Raw genomic sequence first — 18500 nt, forward strand, 5'->3', positions numbered from 1 at the left:
GCGAACAAAGCGACCAGCAGAGTCTCCTGCCGGTCGCGATCAGCGTTGAAATAGATCAGCCTAAGGTTGGCATACTGAATTCAGACACGGTCTGCTGACCGGACGGCCAGCGCACGGTGGCGGTTTTCATGCGGGTATAGAAGCGCACGCCATCCGGCCCGTGAACATTAAGCGCGCCAAACACGGAACGCTTCCAGCCACCGAAGCTGTGGAATGCCATCGGCACCGGAACCGGCACGTTAACACCGACCATGCCCGCTTCAACGTTCTGCACAAACTCACGCGCGGTGTGACCGTTGCTGGTGAAAATTGCGCTGCCGTTACCAAACTCATGGCTGTTGACCAGCTGCAGCGCGCTGTCGTAGTCCGGTGCACGCATGATGCTCAGCACCGGCCCAAAAATCTCTTCACGCCAGATCACCATCTCAGAGGTGACGTTATCAAACAGCGTGCCGCCAACGTAGTAACCTTCGGCGTGACCTGCAACCTGCACGTTACGACCATCGACCACTAGCTTCGCGCCTTCCTGCTCGCCTTTGTCGATGTAACCCAGCACCTTCTTCTGATGCGCGGCTGAGACAACCGGTCCCATCTCATTTTCATCGGCACCCTGATTGATCCCAGGACCGATCCGCAGCGCTTTCACCAGTGGCGTCAGACGGGCAATCAGCTTGTCAGCTGTGTCATCGCCCACCGCGACCACAACCGGCAGCGCCATGCAGCGTTCACCGGCCGAGCCAAACGCACCGCCCATAATCGCGTTAACGGTGGCATCCAGATCGGCATCCGGCATAACGATAGCGTGGTTTTTCGCCGCGCCAAACGCCTGCACCCGCTTACCGTGGGCGCTGGCAGTTTTATAGATATGCTCAGCCACACCGGACGAGCCGACGAAGCTCACCGCTGCGATGCGCGGATCTTTATAGAGCTGCTCAGCATCTTCGTTAGAGCTGTGCACCACGTTGAATACGCCATCCGGCAGGCCCGCTTCGGTCAGCAGCTCGGCCATGCGCACGGCCGCAGAGGGATCCAGCGCCGGTGGCTTCAGAACAAAGGTATTACCGCAGGCCAGCGCGATCGGGAACATCCACAGCGGCACCATCGCCGGGAAGTTAAACGGCGTAATACCCGCTACGACACCCACCGGCTGCATCAGCGAAAAGCTGTCAACGCCGCCGCCGACGTTCGGGGAATATTCACCTTTAAGCAGATGGGGGATCCCGCAGGCAAACTCAATCACTTCAATGCCGCGCGTCAGTTCACCTAAGGCATCAGACCAGACTTTGCCATGCTCAGAGACAATCAGCGCCGCCATCTCTTCACGATGCTGCTCCATCAGGGCTTTAAAGTTAAACAGAACGCGGGCGCGACGCAGCGGCGAGGTTTTTGACCAGGCAGCAAATGCGTCATGCGCGACACCAATCGCCTGGGCCACTTCATCGGCGGTACTTTGCGTCAGTTCACGTACCACTTTGCCGGTTGCCGGATCGTAAACAGGAATGGTTTCGTTGCTGGCGCTGAAAGTCGTTTTGCCGCCAATAAAGTTACCTATGATTGTCATGATGTTGCCTCTTAAGATGGTTAAGTTCCCTGCAGACGGGCCCTGTGGCCTGCCACACTGCCTGACCAGGCAAACCTGAAAGCGTGCTATGAAGCTATTACAGTGGAATAAATTTTTCAAATAGTTCTTTTTGGAAAATTTGCTTTTAGCGGCACGGATCGCATTTTTGCCGCCCTCAAGCCACTGAAGATGTCCTGATGGCAGGAGGCGTTTACCAGCGCTCAGCCTTAGTCAGGCAGGCGAAAAGCAGAGGCGGATAGAGCGGGTATTCCTGCGAAGTTGATCCAGCGTTTATGCATCGGACTGAAACGGAATATGAAATTAATGCGAGACCGATCTAATAATCTGCATTTCATAATTCACTATTAATGAAATAAATGTTTTCTTTAGTCCATCCTTCTCCTGTCCCGGAGTCAGCGCATGGCCATCGATCCCACACGTTTCTGTATCAACCGCAAAATTGCGCCCCGGCTCTCGCTGGAGGCCTTCTTTCAGCTGGTTCAGCGTCTGGGGCTAAGCAAGGTCGAACTGCGTAATGACATGCCGGGCGGCAGCGTCACCGATGACCTCAGCACCGATCAGCTGCGCGCCCTGGCGGATAAATATCACATCGATATCGTCACGATTAATGCGCTCTATCCCTTTAACCGGATCGATGACGCGCTGCTGACGCGGGCGGAGTCGCTGTTACAGACAGCACAACAGATCGGCGCAAAAGCACTGGTGATGTGTCCGCTGAATGAGGGGATTACCGTGTCGCCTCAGCAGACGCACGCGGCTATGCAGCAGCTGGCGCCGCGCTTTGCACACTATGGCATTCAGGGGCTGGTCGAGCCGCTGGGGTTTCCGGTCAGCTCACTGCGTTCGATCGTACAGGCGCAGCAGTTGATCGCCGCGGCGGATGTGCCCTTCAGGCTGCTGCTGGATACCTTTCACCATCATCTCTATGAACAGGCTGAACAGGAATTTCCGGCGGGTATCGATATTGACCAGATTGGGCTGGTGCATCTTTCGGGTGTGGAAGATCGGCGCCCGACTGCCGAACTGACCGACGACGAACGCATCATGCTGAGTGACAACGATGTGCTGAAGAGCGTGGTGCAGGTTAAACGGCTGGAGATGCTCGGCTACAAGGGCGTCTACGCTTTTGAGCCGTTCTCCGGTCAGCTCAACAACTGGACACCGGCGGAGATTGAACGCCAGATCCGCCACAGTATTGAACTGCTGCAGGCCTGAAACCTGTTCGCGCCCGAAATTTATTGGTTTATCTGTGTCTGAAAAGACGTTATGGCCCGCTGCTGGGCCATTTTTTTATCCTGATCAATCCCCGCTTACGGGCTCTGAAGCCTGACGCCGCTGCAGGCGCAGCGTGCAGAAGAAAGCGACGCAGACCAGCAGCGCCGTGAGCAAGTAGACGCGTGAGACACCGGCATAATTCATGATGAATCCGGCCAGTGGCCCGGTTATTCCCAGCGACAGATCCATAAAAGCGGTATAGGTCGCCAGGGCGCTGCCCTGATTCTGCTGCGGCACCACTTTTACCGCCACCACGCCCAGTGCCGGAAACACCAGTGAAAATCCGGCGCCGGTCATAAACGCGCCCGTTTTTGCCATCCACGGATCGCCTGCGGCGGCGACCAGAAAGAGCCCGGCAGCCTCAACCGCCAGACAAACGCTGGCGACCCGCAGGCCACCGTGACGGTTAATCGCATTCGGGAACAGCAGGCGCGCCCCGACAAAAGCGCCGCTGAACAGGGAAAGCGCAAAGGCGGCTCCCTCCCAGCCTTTATCCTGATAGAACAGCGTGATAAAGGTGGCAATCACGCCGAAACCCGCTGACCCCATCGCCAGAATCGCGCCAAAGCCAGCGATTTTCCCCAGCACCGCCCGAAACGGCAGCGGTCTGGCGCGGCTGGCTTTTACCGCCGGACGCGGGACCGCGCAGACGATGCCAACCACGCAGATGGCCACAATCACCAGCGATAGCCACAGCAGCCCGCCGACCCGGAAGATCACTACGCCCAGCGGCGCACCTATCGCCATCGCGCCATAGGTGACGATGCCGTTCCAGGAAATTACGCGGCCAATGTGCAGTGAACCGACCCGCGCTACCCCCCACAACGAAGTGCCGGTGCCGGTAAAGCTCTGGCCCACACCCAGAATCAACCGGCCCACACAGAGCAGTATCAGGCTCCAGAGCGGGGATGCGATCAGCGCCGCCAGCAGAATACACAACCCGCTAATCAGACAGCCCACCAGGCCCGTCACCACCACTTTCTTTGGCCCCCAGAGATCGGCATAGCGCCCGGCATGTGGCCGGCTCAGCAGCGTCGCCACATATTGCAGGCTGATCACCACGCCCGCCCAGAATGCGCTGAAGCCCAGCTGGTCATGCACCCAGCCAGGCAGGACCGCCAGCGGCAGACCAATGGTGAGATAGCTGGCAAAGTTGTAGGCGACGATTGAGAGGATCAGCAGCGAGATGTTCATGTTTCCGGATGGAGCATTCTGTTCCGCTGCAGGCTGTTCAGGCATAGGTTCTCGCACGTAGTTGGCTGAATGATAAGGTTTATCCTTTAACTATACCTGCTTTCGCCACCGGCGCATCACACTGGCACGGTTATCGGGCAGTAAAACGCGGCGCAAAAACAGGAACAGCAGGAGGTCGCGGTCCTGCCGTCATAGCTGAGTGCGATGGTGCTGATTATCACGCTATTATGCCGCCGCGCTTTACCGTTTCTCTGATAAATCAGATTGTTAATTTTCTTTCAGCTACACTTCCAACAGCCAGATTACGTCACGGGAGAGGCAATGAGCGAGCTGCAACGGGAAAAGATTGGACAAAATATTCTGATAAAACTGGCGATGCTGGTCATCATTCTTGCCGGGGTTCGGGCCGCGTCCGATATTCTGGTCCCGCTTCTGCTGGCGGCGTTCTTTGCCATTGTGCTCAACCCGCTGGTGACAATGCTGATGCGTCGTGGCTTCCGCCGTGGACTGGCGATTGGGCTGGTCATTACTGTGATCTTCTGCGGTATCCTGCTGCTGGGTGCCATCATCGCCAGCTCAATGAGCGAGTTTTCTGACCTTTACCCGCAACTGCGCGCCACCATGGAACAGAAAATGACGGTGCTGCAACATCTGGCAGCGGGCTTTCATCTCAATATTTCTACCGACGCGCTGGTGCAGCGTTTCGATCCGAATACCATGGTGAACCTGGCGAGCGCGGCGCTCAGCGGCTTTTCGGGTGCGATGACCAATACTGTGCTGCTGGTGCTGACCGTGGTCTTTATGCTGTTTGAGGTTCACCATCTGCCTTACAAAATGCGTAACGCGCTGGTGAACCCGAAAATTCGTATCGCCGGGCTGCATAAGGCGCTGAAAGGTGTGACGCACTATCTGGCGCTGAAAACCCTGGTGAGTCTCATCACCGGCATCGCCGTCTGGCTGAGTCTCTATCTGCTGGATGTGAAGTTCGCGCTGCTGTGGGGCGTCGTGGCCTTTATCCTCAACTATATTCCTAATATCGGCCCGATTATTGCCGGCATTCCGCCCTTTCTGCAGGCGCTTTTACTGAACAGCCTGTTTGATGCCGCGATGGTGGCTGCGCTGTTTACCGCGATTCATATGGTGTTCGGCAATATGCTGGAACCGCGCCTGATGGGTCGCGGCCTGGGCTTATCAACGCTGGTAGTGTTCCTGTCTCTGGTCTTCTGGGGCTGGCTGCTCGGTCCGGTCGGCATGCTGCTCTCGGTGCCGCTGACCAGCATTACCAAAATCCTGATGGAGACCACGCCGGGCGGCAGCCGTCTGGCGATTATGCTGGGCACCGGACGACCTAAACGCGTCCGGGGACTAACCAAGTAGCCGCTGCTGCACGTGCTGCAGATGGCTCTCCATCGCCTGGCGAGCCGCTGCTTCATCGCCTGCCACAATCGCGTCGGCAATCTGCTGATGATCAGCGTTCATCGCCTGCGCAAAGCTGTTATCGGCATAATGGCGTTCCAGCCGCTGCACATGCGGGCTGTGACGCCGGTTCCAGAGCTGCTCCAGCAGGTCGCGTAACACGTCATTACCGCTCATCTCGCCGATCAGCAGATGGAAGCGTTTATCCTGCTCCAGAAACGCCGCATCGTTTTCATTGTAGTGCTGCAGTTCAGCGGTCAGCGCCAGCAGTGCCTCTCGCTGTACGGCGGTACCGTTAAGGGCGGCAAATCCTGCCAGCATGCCTTCAAAGGCTTCACGCGCCTGCAAAAGATCCTGCAGGCTGCAGGTTTCACTCTCCTGCGGGATGGCGGCCTGTGGCAGCGGCTGAGCGACGTAGATACCGTTGCCGGTGCGGATATCGACCCAACCGGTCATCTCCAGCGCAATCAATGCTTCACGCACTGACGAACGGCTGACACCTAACTGTTTTGCCAGCTCGCGTTCGGGCGGCAGCAGGCCGCCCGCCACAAAATCACCGCGCGTGATACCGGCCATAATGGCGTTGGCGATCTGACGATACAGGCGCTCCGTCTTGATGACTGGCAGGCTCATTACCCTCTCCTTTTATTCCGCATAAACCGCTCACTTGCCGGATGCAGTTTGTCATGCTGCGATCCGGATCACGGCCCTGATGTGTCCACTATCATACTCTTGGCCCAGCGGCCTGACCACTGGGCCACATCACAGTTGAGGAGTAAAAATGGAACATACATGGCGATGGTACGGCCCGAACGATCCGGTCTCCCTGGATGATGCGCGTCAGGCGGGCGCAACCGGTATTGTGACGGCGCTGCACCATATCCCTAACGGTGAAGTATGGCCGGTTGAGGAGATTAAAGCGCGTCAGGCACTGCTGGCGGAAAAGGGTCTGGTCTGGTCGGTGGTGGAGAGCATCCCGGTTCATGAGGCGATCAAAACCCAGCGCGGTGACTACCTTCGCTATATCGCCAGCTATCAGCAGTCGATACGCAATCTGGCCGCCTGTGGCATCGATACCGTCTGCTACAACTTTATGCCGGTGCTGGACTGGACACGCACCGACCTCGCCTGGACGCTGCCGGATGGCGCAAAAGCGCTACGCTTCGACGCCGACGCTTTCGCCGCCTTCGAACTTTATCTGCTGCAGCGTCCGGGCGCGGAGCAGGATTACAGCGCGGCTGAACAGCAGGCCGCCGCTCAGCGCTTTGCCACCATGAGCGCTGAGGATAAAAGTACGCTGGTGCGCAATATTATCGCCGGTCTGCCTGGTGCCGAAGAGGGTTACACCCTGGAGCAGTTCCAGGCGCAGCTGGCACAGTATGACGGCATCGACAAAGCGAAACTGCGCGAGCATATGGCAACCTTCCTGCGCGCTATCGTGCCGGTTGCGGAGGAAGTGGGGATTAAACTGGCAGTGCATCCGGACGATCCACCGCGACCGATTCTGGGCCTGCCGCGCATCATCTCTACCCAGGAAGATATGCAGTGGCTGAAGGAAACCGTGGACAGTCTGCACAACGGTTTCTGCTTCTGTACTGGTTCCTATGGCGTGCGTGCCGACAATGCGCTGGTTGAGATGGCGGAAACCTATGCCGACCGCATCAACTTTGTCCACCTGCGCGCCACAAAGCGCGAGGCAAACCCCAGCAGCTTCCATGAAGCCGCGCACCTGGCGGGCGACGTCGATATGGTCGGCGTCATCAGGGTCATTCTGGCGGAAGAGCAGCGGCGGCGGCGGACGGGCAATCAGCGAGCAATTCCGATGCGCCCCGATCACGGCCATCAGATGCTGGACGACCTGCATAAACGTACCAATCCCGGCTATTCTGCCATTGGCCGGCTGAAAGGACTGGCTGAGCTGCGCGGCGTTGAAGTGGCGCTGAAACAGATCTATTTTGCTGATTAAGAATCACCTTTACCCTGCGTCCGCGCTCAGGCGGGCCAGGGTCACCCCAGGCGGCAGCAGCGATTCGTCCTTCTGCCCTGCCTCCCGTTCTCACCTGTTTTTTTGCTGAATACCAATAAAGGCAAAACAACCTGTCAATAAAATGTAAAGTCTGGTCGATAATTGACCTGAGTCAGTTCAGTTGATCGCAAAAACGCTAATCTGCACCGCCCGGAGAAATGCTATGCTGCGCCACTGATTAGCCCCTCCGTATAATACCAATAATATCCAGAGGATTTAGCGGTGCCGCTACTGAAACGAAAACGCGACTACGCCAGGCTGGTGATTATTATCTCCGGCGTGCTGCCTCTGATTATTGGCATTTTTTTCACGGCCCTAGATGCGCGCCACACCGTGCGGCAGCAGCAGGTGAACGCGGCAAAGACGCTGTTATCTCAGGCCGAGAGAATGAGCGACAGCGCCTGGAATATGATTACTGAGCTGCGCCAGTTTCAGCATCAGCCCTGCAGCCAGATTGAAAACCAGTTACAGCGCATCGGTGCGCTGAATCCCTATTTTCGCGCCATTGGTAAAATGGAAGAAAACAGAATTGCCTGCTCTTCAGCCTATGGTACGAAGCCTGCTTTTCTGAGCGATATGATCATGCGTGATGCGCCGGTCACCGGAAAAGCCTGGTGGAGCCTGTCGATTGCCGGAACGGCGGGTGTGCCGGACCGTCCCGCAGTGATTTTTATGCGCGATCTGCCCGATGGTGAGGGGTTCTGGGCAGTCGTTGATGGCCAGTATCTGATCGATTTTATGCGCGCCATCAGCAGTACCCATCTCTATCATTTCAGCATGGAATTTAACGACGGCGCGCCGATCTCGTTTGGCGATCCGCAAATCGCCCTGTCCGGCTGGTTTGAACCGCTGATTTATCAGGCCAGCTCCAGCCGCTATCCGCTCTCTGTCACCCTTATTGCCTCACCCTCTGAGCTGATCCTGGCCTGGCGTCAGGTAATGTTGATCATCATGCCGATGGCGATCATTTTCTCGATTCTGTTGATGATGCTGATGGCGAACTGGCTGCAACGGCGTATTTCCTGGCGCGATGAGATTCGGCGGGCCATCGCCAGCGGTCAGTTCAGGGCGCACTATCAGCCAGTCTATGACAACCGGCTGCAGCGCTGTAGCGGCGCAGAGGCACTGCTGCGCTGGACAACGCCCGACGGTAACGGCATCCGGCCCGATATTTTTATCGGTGCCGCTGAAGCGGAAGGCATGATTGTGCCACTTACCCGTCATCTGCTCGATTTAATTGCAGAGGATGTGCAGGCGTGGCAGGTTGAACCAGGCTTCCATCTGGCCATTAACGTGGCGGCCGATCATCTGCAGCACCCGGACTTTGTCGACGATATGCTGCACTTTGCTGACCGGGTTAAAGATAAGCAGTTCCTGATTACCCTGGAGCTGACCGAACGCAGCCTGATCAAAGATGGCGTTGAGGTGGCACGCAAGCTGGAGCAGCTGCGCGGTTGCGGAATGAAAGTGGCGATTGATGATTTTGGTACCGGTCACTGTTCGCTGAGTTACTTACAGACCTTCACCATGGACTATCTGAAGATCGATCGCGGCTTTATCAACGCGATTGAATCCCTGGAGGGCAGAACCCCGGTGCTGGATGCAATCATTCAGCTCAGTCATGAGCTTGAGCTGGAAGTGCTGGGGGAAGGCGTCGAGAGCGCATTGCAGTTCAGCTATCTGCAACGGCGCGGCGTGGTCTTCATCCAGGGCTTTTATTATGCCCGCCCGATGGACAACGCGGCGTTGATTGCCTGGCTCGCCAGACAGGGCGAACAGCTGGTTAAAGCGGATCACGCCCCTGAGACTCATCAGGCAGCCAGCATCTGAACCGACCCTGAACTTAACAGGCTTGCCGCGCAATATCGGCGTCTGTGTGTCTTTCGTTAGGTCGCATGGCTTACTGCCACCCTGCTCTGTATAGCGAATAACCACCTGCGGCGTCGGTATCGCCGCTCATCACCCCTTCCCGCCCCCAATTTGCTGAAAAAAACGGCGGTCGTCACGCAGCGTGATAATTTTTTTGCGCAGCTAATCAGCCGTATCAGTGGTAAAAATAGCCTGTATGTAGCCCAAACATGACAGATATCACACAAAAACGGTATACTCTGTCGCTGTTCGCAATAATAACAACAGTAATTATTGTGTCAGTGGGCGCGTAAACCGCGCTTATTTGAAGCTATGCTTAAATTTCTCAACGCAGCGGTCTGATGACTCACCGCGGCTCGCGCCGTTGAGGACTTTCGTGTTCCATTACAGGGTAATTCTATGAAATTGCGTAGGAAGCGTGTAAAACCAATTGGGATCGATGATGTGACCATCATCGATGATGCCCGTTTACGTAAAGCCATCACCGCGGCCTCTCTGGGTAACGCGATGGAGTGGTTCGACTTCGGTGTTTATGGCTTTGTGGCCTATGCACTGGGTAAAGTCTTCTTCCCGGATGCATCACCAGGCGTGCAGATGATCGCCGCGCTGGGTACCTTCTCTGTACCCTTCCTGATCCGTCCGCTGGGTGGTCTGTTCTTCGGTATGCTGGGCGACAAATATGGTCGTCAGAAAATCCTTTCCATCACCATCATCATCATGTCGGTCAGTACGTTCTGTATCGGCCTGATACCCTCCTATGCCTCCATCGGCATCTGGGCGCCGATTCTGCTGCTGTTAGCTAAGATGGCACAGGGCTTCTCGGTAGGCGGTGAATATACCGGTGCTTCAATCTTTGTCGCCGAATATTCGCCTGACCGTAAACGTGGCTTTATGGGGAGCTGGCTCGACTTCGGTTCGATTGCGGGCTTCGTGCTCGGTGCGGGCCTGGTGGTGCTGATCTCCTCCATTATCGGGGAAGAAAGCTTCCTTGAGTGGGGCTGGCGTCTGCCGTTCTTCGTCGCGCTGCCGCTGGGCATCATCGGTCTTTACCTGCGTCATGCGCTGGAAGAGACCCCGGCATTCCAGCAGCACGTGGACAAACTGGAACAGGGCGACCGCGAAGGCCTGCAGGATGGTCCGCAGGTTTCGTTTAAAGAGATTGCGACCAAACACTGGCGCAGCCTGCTCTCCTGTATCGGTCTGGTTATCGCGACGAACGTCACCTACTACATGTTGCTGACGTACATGCCGAGCTACCTGTCGCACAACCTGCACTACAGCGAAGATCACGGCGTGATGATTATCATCGCCATTATGATCGGTATGCTGTTTGTTCAGCCGATGATCGGCATGATGAGTGACCGTTTTGGCCGTCGTCCGTTTGTCATCATCGGCAGTATTGCCCTGCTGGTCTTCGCAATTCCCGCTTTTATGATGATCAACAGTGGCGTGCTGGGCCTGATTTTTGGTGGTCTGCTGCTGATGGCGGTGATCCTCAACGCCTTTACCGGTGTGATGGCCTCGTCACTGCCTGCGATGTTCCCGACGCACATCCGCTACAGTGCGCTGGCGAGTGCGTTTAACATCTCGGTACTGGTTGCCGGTCTGACGCCAACGCTGGCGGCCTGGCTGGTAGAAACCACCAGCAACCTCTACATGCCAGCCTACTATCTCATGGTGGTGGCGGTGATTGGTCTGATTACCGGTCTGTTCATGAAAGAGACGGCAAACAAGCCACTGAAAGGTGCGACGCCAGCGGCCTCAGACATGGAAGAAGCGCGCGAAATCCTGCAGGAGCATCACGATAACATCGAGCACAAAATCGAAGATATCGACGAAGAAATTGCACGCCTGGAAGCGAAACGTAAAAACCTGGTGCAGCAGCATCCGGATATCAACGAGTAATCGTTCTGCTCTCCCGCCGTCCGGCGGGAGAGTCCTTTTCCCCTCTTATTACCGCACACAAACCTTCATGCCTCGCGGGCAAAGAGAGTAAACTGTCGTCACTTTTTTCACCTGCGTAAGAATGAAAATGTCTGATTATTCCCTTATCCAGCGCCCAAGAAGATTGCGCGCCAGCGCTTCAATGCGTGAAATGTTCCAGGAGTCTTCTCTGAGCCTGAACGATCTGGCTCTGCCTATTTTTGTTGAAGAAGAAGTCGACGATTACAAAGCGATTCAGGCGATGCCTGGCGTAATGCGTATTCCGGAAAAACGCCTTGCTTATGAGATTGAGCGCATCGCCAAAGCGGGCATTCGCTCGGTGATGACCTTTGGTATTTCGCACCATACCGATGCGACCGGCAGCGATGCCTGGAACGAAAACGGTCTGGTGGCACGCATGTCCCGCATCTGCAAAGACACCGTGCCGGAAATGATCGTGATGTCTGACACCTGCTTCTGCGAATACACCAGCCACGGTCACTGTGGCGTGCTCTGCGATCACGGCGTCGATAACGATGCAACCCTGGCCAATCTGGGTAAGCAGGCCGTGGTTGCCGCCGCAGCCGGTGCGGATTTCATTGCGCCGTCAGCGGCAATGGATGGTCAGGTTGAGGCGATTCGCCGGGCACTGGACGCGGCGGGCTTTACCCAGACCGCCATCATGTCCTACTCCACCAAATTCGCTTCATCGTTTTACGGCCCGTTCCGTGAAGCCGCCGGAACGGCGCTGAAAGGCGACCGTAAAACCTACCAGATGAACCCGATGAACCGCCGTGAAGCGATCCGTGAATCGCTGCTTGATGCGGCCCAGGGCGCGGATTCATTGATGGTGAAGCCGGCAGGTGCCTATCTGGATATTCTGCGCGACATTCGTGAACGCACCGAACTGCCGCTGGCGGCGTATCAGGTGAGCGGCGAATACGCGATGATTAAATTTGCCGCACAGGCCGGTGCCATTGATGAGCGTAATGTGGTGCTGGAAAGTCTCGGTGCGATTAAACGCGCCGGTGCGGACCTGATTTTCAGCTATTTCGCCCTTGATCTCGCAGAACAAAAAGTGCTCTGATCCCCTCCTCATAAAGAGCGTGGTTGCTATGTCACGCTCTTCTTCTTCGCCGTAAGGCAAACACCAGAACCTGGCTTCCGCTAAAACAATAAAGGTCTCTGTGATGAAAGCACCTGAAATCCCTGCCGACGAGGCACAACGTTTATCGCAGTTGCGTGCGCTGAACATAATGAACACGCCAGCGGAAGAGCGGTTTGATCGTTTAACCCGCCTGGCGCGCCGCCTGTATGACGTCCCTATCGCGTTAGTCAGCCTGCTGGAAAATGACCATCAGTGGTTTAAATCTGCTCAGGGCTATGAACCTAAAGGATCACCCCGCAACATCTCCTTTTGCGGCCACGCCATCCTGCAGGATGAGATCATGATCGTTGAAGATGCGCAAAAAGATGCGCGTTTTCATGATAACCCGCTGGTGACTGGCGAACCGCATATTCGCTTTTATGCAGGCTGTCCACTGCGTGCGCCCGGCGGCGCGAAAATGGGTACGCTCTGCATTATTGGTCGCGAACCGCGTCAGTTCAACGAAGAGGATCAGGCCACGATGCGCGACCTGGCCGCGATGGCCGAAGCGGAACTGGTCGCCTTTCAGACCGCCACCTGCGATGAGCTGACCCAGATTACCAACCGTCGCGGCTTTATGACGCTGGGGCAGATGGTTCTGAATGAGTGCCTGATGAAAAACCGGCCCGCCTGCCTGACCTTTCTCGATCTCGACAAGTTTAAGCAGATTAACGACACGCTGGGCCACCGTGAAGGCGACCGCGCGCTGATGGACTTTGCCGATGCGATGAAGGTGGTGTTTAAGCACTCCGATCTGTTTGCCCGTCTGGGCGGCGATGAGTTCGTGGTGCTGTTTAACGGCCTGCAGCAGCAGCAGAGCGAAGCGTTACTCGCCCGGTTCGACCATTATCTGCAACAGCAGTCAGTCAGTCTGAATCGTCGTTACCGCCTGCAATTCTCGTCCGGCGTGGTGGAGTTTGACGCAGCGCATCCACAGTCGCTGGAACAGTTGCTGCACGACAGCGATGAGCAGATGTACCTCAGGAAAAAGCAGAAACGCGTAGCGGTTTGAGATCAGGCGCCGCAGCGCCTGACCATTCAGGGCCGCGCCAGATCGTCGAGCAGCGTCTGATTAAACGTTGCCGGTTCTTCCATTTGTGGCGCGTGCCCCATCCCGGGGAATTCAATTAAGCGCGCGCCCGGAATACGTTTTGCGGCCTCTTTACCCAACACCGCGTAATCGCCCAGCCGGGTTTTGACCTTTGCTGAGGCGATATCACTGCCGATGGCCGTGGTGTCTGAGGTGCCGATCATCAGAGTGGTCGGGACTTTCAGATCGCCAAATTCATAAAATACCGGCTGCGTGAAAATCATGTCGTAGATGAGAGCGGAGTTCCACGCCACTTTCTGATGTCCCGGCCCGCTGTTGAGCCCGGCCAGCATATCGACCCACCTGTCATATTCCGGTTTCCAGCGCCCGACATAGTAGGTCTGCTGCTCATACTTCTTAATGCCCTCCGCGCTGAGTTTCAGTTCGCGCTGATACCACTGATCCACCGACCGCCACGGTGCGCCTTTGGCTTTCCAGTCCTCCAGCCCAATCGGGTTGACCAGCACCAGCTTCTGCGTCTGTTCCGGGTACATCAGCGCATAACGCGTGGCCAGCATTCCGCCCGTAGAGTGACCGATGATCACCGCCTTCTCCACACCCAGCCGGGCGAGCAGCTGATGGGTGTTTTCAGCCAGCTGCTGAAAGCTGTATTGATAGCTGGCGGGCTTGGTCGAGCTGCAGAAGCCAATCTGGTCAGGCGCGATAACGCGATAGCCCTGCTGACTCAGCGCGCGAATGGTCTCTTCCCACGTTGCACCACAGAAGTTTTTACCGTGCATCAGCACCACCGTTTTGCCGTTGGCCTGTTGCACCGGCTTCACATCCATATAGCCCATACTCAGCGTTTGCTGCTGGGACTGAAAATCGAAATGCTGCAGAGGATAGGGGTAATGAAATCCTTCCAGCTGTTCGCCATAAACAGGCGCGGCACTGGCGGGCGCATGCGCAAATAAAGCCAGCGAGGTGAGCAAAGCGGCAAGCGGTTTTTTCAACGCGTATGTCGGGCTCATCCGGGGTTCTCCAGGTTAAAGGTGAGTCGTAAGCCTGGCATGTCGCGGCAGAAAATCTATTGATGGTCCGTGCTATGGCGTTGATTTCACAGACGCTGGCCGCCTTAACCGCGAAGCGGCAAGCGAAATACTATGCTCGCGTTTATCGTTATCCGCCCGGGATCAATTATTCCCCTTATAATTAACAACAGACTAATTACAATTCATCTGTTTTATTAAAAACTGCTGTTCATATGAATCTCTTCAGAGATAACGATTCAAATACTGAAAGAACTTTACGCAAAGAATAAGCACATTAAGATAAATAATTCATAATTCCGCTGAATTAAACAGGGGAGAACAGCTATGAAAGAAAACAGATATAACGAAAGCGTGATCGTCTCTATCACTGAGTGGATTAACAATAATCTCGACCAGCGTTTAAGCGTGGATGATATTGCAGAAAAAGCCGGGTATTCGAAATGGTATTTACAGAAACTCTTTGCCCGTTATCATAATGAAACGCTGGCGCGCTATATTCGTAAGAAAAAACTTAACGCCAGTGTGAATGATTTAAAAAACAGCCGCACGCCCATCATCAGCCTGGCGCTGAAATACCATTTTGAAAGCCAGCAATCTTTTACCCGCTCGTTTAAGCAGATTATGGGCTGCACGCCAAGCGCCTGCCGTAAACGACTGATGAGTGAAGAAGCGAAGCAGCAGATGGCCGACGTTGACGACCCCTGCGCGCTGTGCAGCTACGTCCGGCCAGGCAGCATAAAGCAGAGCTGTGGCGTAACAGTCCGGCCTGTTACGCGCTCAGCGCGCGGCTATGCGCAGGCAGATGCTTTCTGCGATATCAGTTAATCAGGATTCATCCGGCTGATAATATTGCACACCAATCTTAATACGCTCACGTCCCTGGGTGACGCGATGACGATTGGTGTCGCGCAGTGAATAGACGCAGCCGCAATATTCCTGCTGATAGAAGCTCTCGCGCTTGCTGATTTCAATCATTCGCGCCGATCCGCCACCTTTACGCCAGTTAAAATCCCAGTAGAGCAGATCCGGATACGCCGCCGCTGCGCGGACACCACAGCTATTAATCTGCTTCATATCTTTCCAGCGTGAAATACCCAGACAACTGGTCATTACCGGGAATCCGTTTTCATGGGCATAGAGTGCCGTGCGCTCAAAGCGCATATCAAAGCACATGGTGCAGCGTTCACCCCGTTCCGGCGACCACTCCAGCCCGCGCGCCCGCTCAAACCAGTTATCCCGGTCGTAGTCAGCATCGACAAACGGCACGCCAAATTTCTCGGCAAAGCGAATATTCTCCTCTTTGCGCAGCTCATACTCTTTGAGCGGATGAATATTCGGGTTGTAGAAATAGATGGTGTATTCAATGCCGGAGGCCAGCATCGCTTCCATCACTTCCCCCGAACAGGGTGCGCAGCAGGAGTGCAGTAAAACTTTTTTATGGCCGCCCGGCAAGGGCAGCGGCTGACGCTGGAAAGGTTCAGACATAAGTACCTTCAATCAATAGCAGAAAGGCGGAAGTGTAATGCCGCAGGCGGTCAGTTGCAAAATCTGACCTGATGCAGGCTGCTTTGCATATTCGTGCCTTGGCTGCGGTTTCCCGTTTCTGCATCAACCTGCTGATCTCCGATGCTTTCTTTTCACAGCCATGTTGTGCGACCCCAGCGATAGCCGGAAGTGTGATCGGACCCACATTGATATCGACTATGTTTACATAACATTAACAATATTGACACTGAATCACCGCAAGGAGACTCGCATGGCCGCGGCTAAAAAATCGGGAAATCATCAGAACCGTTTTACCTGGTTCGTCTGTTTTATGGCGGCGCTGTCCGGCCTGTTGTTTGGTCTGGATATCGGCGTCATCGCAGGGGCCTTGCCGTTCCTGGCGAAAGATTTGCAGATTACCAACCATCAGCAGGAGTGGGTGGTGAGTTCGATGATGTTTGGTGCGGCGCTGGGTGCGCTGGCGGCGGGCTGGATGTCCTCAAAGCTGGGACGTAAGAAAAGCATGCTGGCGGGCGCGACGCTGTTTGTGATTGGTTCGCTGTGGTCCGCCTTTTCTCCCGATGTGGAGTCGCTGGTCTGTGCCCGTGTGATGCTGGGGCTGGCGGTAGGGATCGCCTCTTATACCGCGCCACTCTATCTGGCGGAGATTGCGCCGGAACGTATTCGTGGCTCAATGATTTCGATGTACCAGCTGATGCTGACCACCGGCATCGTGGTCGCTTATCTCTCCGACACCGCGTTCAGTTACAGCGGCAACTGGCGCGGGATGCTCGGCGTTATCGCTATTCCGGCGGTGATCCTGTTTATCGGCGTGCTGTTTTTGCCCAACAGTCCGCGCTGGCTGGCGGCGCACGGACGTTTCAACGAGGCGCAGCGCGTGCTGGATCGGCTGCGTAACAGCAGCGAACAGGCACGGGAGGAGCTGGAAGAGATCCGGGAAAGCCTCCAGGTGAAACAGCGCGGCTGGTCGCTGTTCCGCTCTAATGGCAATTTCCGCCGCGCGGTCTGGCTGGGGATGCTGCTACAGGTAATGCAGCAGTTTACCGGCATGAACGTGGTGATGTATTACGCCCCTAAAATCTTCAATATTGCCGGTTTCTCCAGCACCAGTGAGCAGATGTGGGGCACGGTGATTGTCGGGCTGGTCAACATGCTGGCCACGCTGATTGCCATCTTTTTTGTCGATCGCTGGGGTCGCAAGCCTATGCTCACCACCAGTTTTCTGGTGATGGCGGTGGGCATGGGCGTACTGGGCACGCTGCTGCATATCGGCGTCGAAACAGATTTCCGCAAATACTTTGCGGTCGCGATGCTGCTGATGTTTATCGTTGGCTTTGCAATGGCGGCCGGACCGGTCATCTGGCTGCTCTGTTCAGAAATTCAGCCGCTGAAAGGGCGTGACTTCGGCATTACTGCTTCCACCACCACCAACTGGGTCGGCAACATGATAGTGGGAGCCACTTTCCTGACGATGCTGGATCAACTGGGGAATGCCAACACCTTCTGGTTCTACGGCGCGCTCAACCTGGTCTTTATCGTGCTGACGATGATGCTGGTACCCGAGACCAAACATGTAACGCTGGAACACATTGAACGTAATCTGATGAAGGGTAAGGCACTGCGTGACATCGGGGCGTAACCGCCCCGTATCAGCCTACCACTGCAGCTGCTGGCCGGCGTAATCGACGTAGTGATGACCCCCGCGTCCGCGCCATTGGGTCAGCTGCTGAACGATACCGGCGGCGCTCTCTTCTGCCGTCAGCGGCGCACTCTCGCCGCCCATGTCCGTTTTCACCCAGCCGGGATGCAGCGTCAGCAGCGTCCCGTTCTGTGCTTCAACCGCCGGGGTCAGCGTGCGGCTCAGCATATTCAGTGCGGCTTTGCTGGCCGAGTAAATCGGCATCTGCGCCTCCGGATTTTCATTCAGGCTGCCGAGCTGGGATGAGGTCAGCGCCAGTACGCCCTCCGGCTTCAGCAGCGGCAGCAGAATCTCTGCAGTGCGAACCGGGGCTATCGCATTGGTCAGGAACAGCTGTGCCAGTTCCTGATCGTCACTCTGCGACACCTTCTGGTGCGAAGGCCCGGAAATTCCGGCATTGATGAGAATCGCATCGAACGCGTTGCCACTGAGCTGGCCAGCAAGCTGCTGAACCGCCGATGCGTCGGTCATATCCAGCGCCTGCCAGTCGATACCTGGCCTGTTGCCCTGCTCCGGAACACCGCTGCGATGGGTGGCCGTGATCTGCCAGCCCTCACCGGCAAACGCCTGCACGACCGCCAGACCGATACCGCGTGAAGCACCAATAATCAGAACTTCTTTTTGCTGCGCCATATTCACTCCTCGTTAATTGTCTCGCTACAAGCTTAACGGTATTTCCGCCCGGACAGCGGCCCGCTGTGCTTTTTAACCTGACGACCGCACTGAGGGTAAAAGCGCATGGCGCAACGCTGTTGATGGTTTTCCATCATCAAATTACTTT

The 18500-nt window shown here is 55.9% G+C and carries 15 protein-coding genes; 9 read left to right on the forward strand and 6 right to left on the reverse strand.

Annotated elements, in window-relative coordinates:
• Nucleotides 1-55: 55 nt before the first annotated feature.
• Nucleotides 56-1561, reverse strand: coding sequence for a CoA-acylating methylmalonate-semialdehyde dehydrogenase (locus AC6I8E_RS17395; protein WP_095706558.1), 1506 nt, complete (start codon nucleotides 1559-1561; stop codon nucleotides 56-58).
• Nucleotides 1562-1981: 420 nt separating this feature from the next.
• Here AC6I8E_RS17395 and AC6I8E_RS17400 point away from each other — a divergent pair, with 420 nt between their 5' ends.
• Nucleotides 1982-2797, forward strand: a complete 816-nt coding sequence (locus tag AC6I8E_RS17400; protein ID WP_312217074.1) for a TIM barrel protein — start codon at nucleotides 1982-1984, stop codon at nucleotides 2795-2797.
• An 84-nt stretch (nucleotides 2798-2881) separates the two neighbouring features.
• Here the strand turns inward: AC6I8E_RS17400 and AC6I8E_RS17405 are convergent, their stop codons facing one another.
• Entirely contained in the window at nucleotides 2882-4096 is a 1215-nt protein-coding gene (locus tag AC6I8E_RS17405; protein ID WP_312217075.1) for an MFS transporter, read from the reverse strand.
• 276 nt (nucleotides 4097-4372) lie between these two features.
• Between AC6I8E_RS17405 and AC6I8E_RS17410 the strand changes: the two genes are divergently transcribed.
• The gene (locus AC6I8E_RS17410) at nucleotides 4373-5428 is read left to right on the forward strand and encodes an AI-2E family transporter (RefSeq protein WP_013359367.1); all 1056 of its coding nucleotides are present in this window, start codon (nucleotides 4373-4375) and stop codon (nucleotides 5426-5428) included.
• Here AC6I8E_RS17410 and AC6I8E_RS17415 read toward each other — a convergent pair.
• Entirely contained in the window at nucleotides 5417-6100 is a 684-nt protein-coding gene (locus AC6I8E_RS17415; RefSeq protein ID WP_033784220.1) for a FadR/GntR family transcriptional regulator, read from the reverse strand. The two genes, AC6I8E_RS17410 and AC6I8E_RS17415, sit on opposite strands and share 12 nt — an antisense overlap.
• 148 nt (nucleotides 6101-6248) lie before the next feature.
• On the opposite strand from AC6I8E_RS17415, the gene uxuA reads away from it, so the two are divergent.
• The 5 genes from uxuA (at nucleotide 6249) to AC6I8E_RS17440 (ending at nucleotide 13444) form a co-directional block, all read left to right on the forward strand.
• Entirely contained in the window at nucleotides 6249-7433 is a 1185-nt protein-coding gene (uxuA, locus tag AC6I8E_RS17420; RefSeq protein ID WP_013359369.1) for a mannonate dehydratase, read from the forward strand.
• Between the two features lie 282 nt (nucleotides 7434-7715).
• Entirely contained in the window at nucleotides 7716-9323 is a 1608-nt protein-coding gene (locus AC6I8E_RS17425) for an EAL domain-containing protein (RefSeq protein WP_497824258.1), read from the forward strand.
• A gap of 438 nt (nucleotides 9324-9761) precedes the next feature.
• On the forward strand, nucleotides 9762-11267 hold the full coding sequence (gene proP, locus AC6I8E_RS17430; RefSeq protein ID WP_013359372.1) for a glycine betaine/L-proline transporter ProP: 1506 nt from the start codon (nucleotides 9762-9764) through the stop codon (nucleotides 11265-11267).
• Nucleotides 11268-11394: 127 nt separating this feature from the next.
• Nucleotides 11395-12372: a porphobilinogen synthase gene (hemB, locus tag AC6I8E_RS17435; RefSeq protein ID WP_033734324.1), complete on the forward strand. Its 978-nt coding sequence runs from the start codon at nucleotides 11395-11397 to the stop codon at nucleotides 12370-12372.
• Between the two features lie 103 nt (nucleotides 12373-12475).
• Nucleotides 12476-13444, forward strand: coding sequence for a GGDEF domain-containing protein (locus AC6I8E_RS17440; RefSeq protein WP_013359373.1), 969 nt, complete (start codon nucleotides 12476-12478; stop codon nucleotides 13442-13444).
• A gap of 26 nt (nucleotides 13445-13470) precedes the next feature.
• Here AC6I8E_RS17440 and AC6I8E_RS17445 read toward each other — a convergent pair whose 3' ends face one another.
• Complete coding sequence (locus AC6I8E_RS17445; RefSeq protein WP_033784224.1) at nucleotides 13471-14493, reverse strand: alpha/beta fold hydrolase; 1023 nt, start codon at nucleotides 14491-14493, stop codon at nucleotides 13471-13473.
• A 345-nt stretch (nucleotides 14494-14838) separates the two neighbouring features.
• Here AC6I8E_RS17445 and AC6I8E_RS17450 point away from each other — a divergent pair, with 345 nt between their 5' ends.
• Entirely contained in the window at nucleotides 14839-15339 is a 501-nt protein-coding gene (locus AC6I8E_RS17450) for a helix-turn-helix domain-containing protein (protein WP_013359375.1), read from the forward strand.
• Here the strand turns inward: AC6I8E_RS17450 and AC6I8E_RS17455 are convergent, their stop codons facing one another.
• Complete coding sequence (locus tag AC6I8E_RS17455; protein WP_013359376.1) at nucleotides 15340-15999, reverse strand: epoxyqueuosine reductase QueH; 660 nt, start codon at nucleotides 15997-15999, stop codon at nucleotides 15340-15342.
• Nucleotides 16000-16270: 271 nt separating this feature from the next.
• Between AC6I8E_RS17455 and AC6I8E_RS17460 the strand changes: the two genes are divergently transcribed.
• Nucleotides 16271-17659: a sugar porter family MFS transporter gene (locus AC6I8E_RS17460; RefSeq protein WP_013359377.1), complete on the forward strand. Its 1389-nt coding sequence runs from the start codon at nucleotides 16271-16273 to the stop codon at nucleotides 17657-17659.
• A 15-nt stretch (nucleotides 17660-17674) separates the two neighbouring features.
• Here the strand turns inward: AC6I8E_RS17460 and AC6I8E_RS17465 are convergent, their stop codons facing one another.
• The gene (locus AC6I8E_RS17465) at nucleotides 17675-18352 is read right to left on the reverse strand and encodes an SDR family oxidoreductase (protein ID WP_095706552.1); all 678 of its coding nucleotides are present in this window, start codon (nucleotides 18350-18352) and stop codon (nucleotides 17675-17677) included.
• Nucleotides 18353-18500: the final 148 nt, after the last annotated feature.

The organism is Pantoea sp. X-Soil-YNGN-785 (assembly GCF_059730585.1).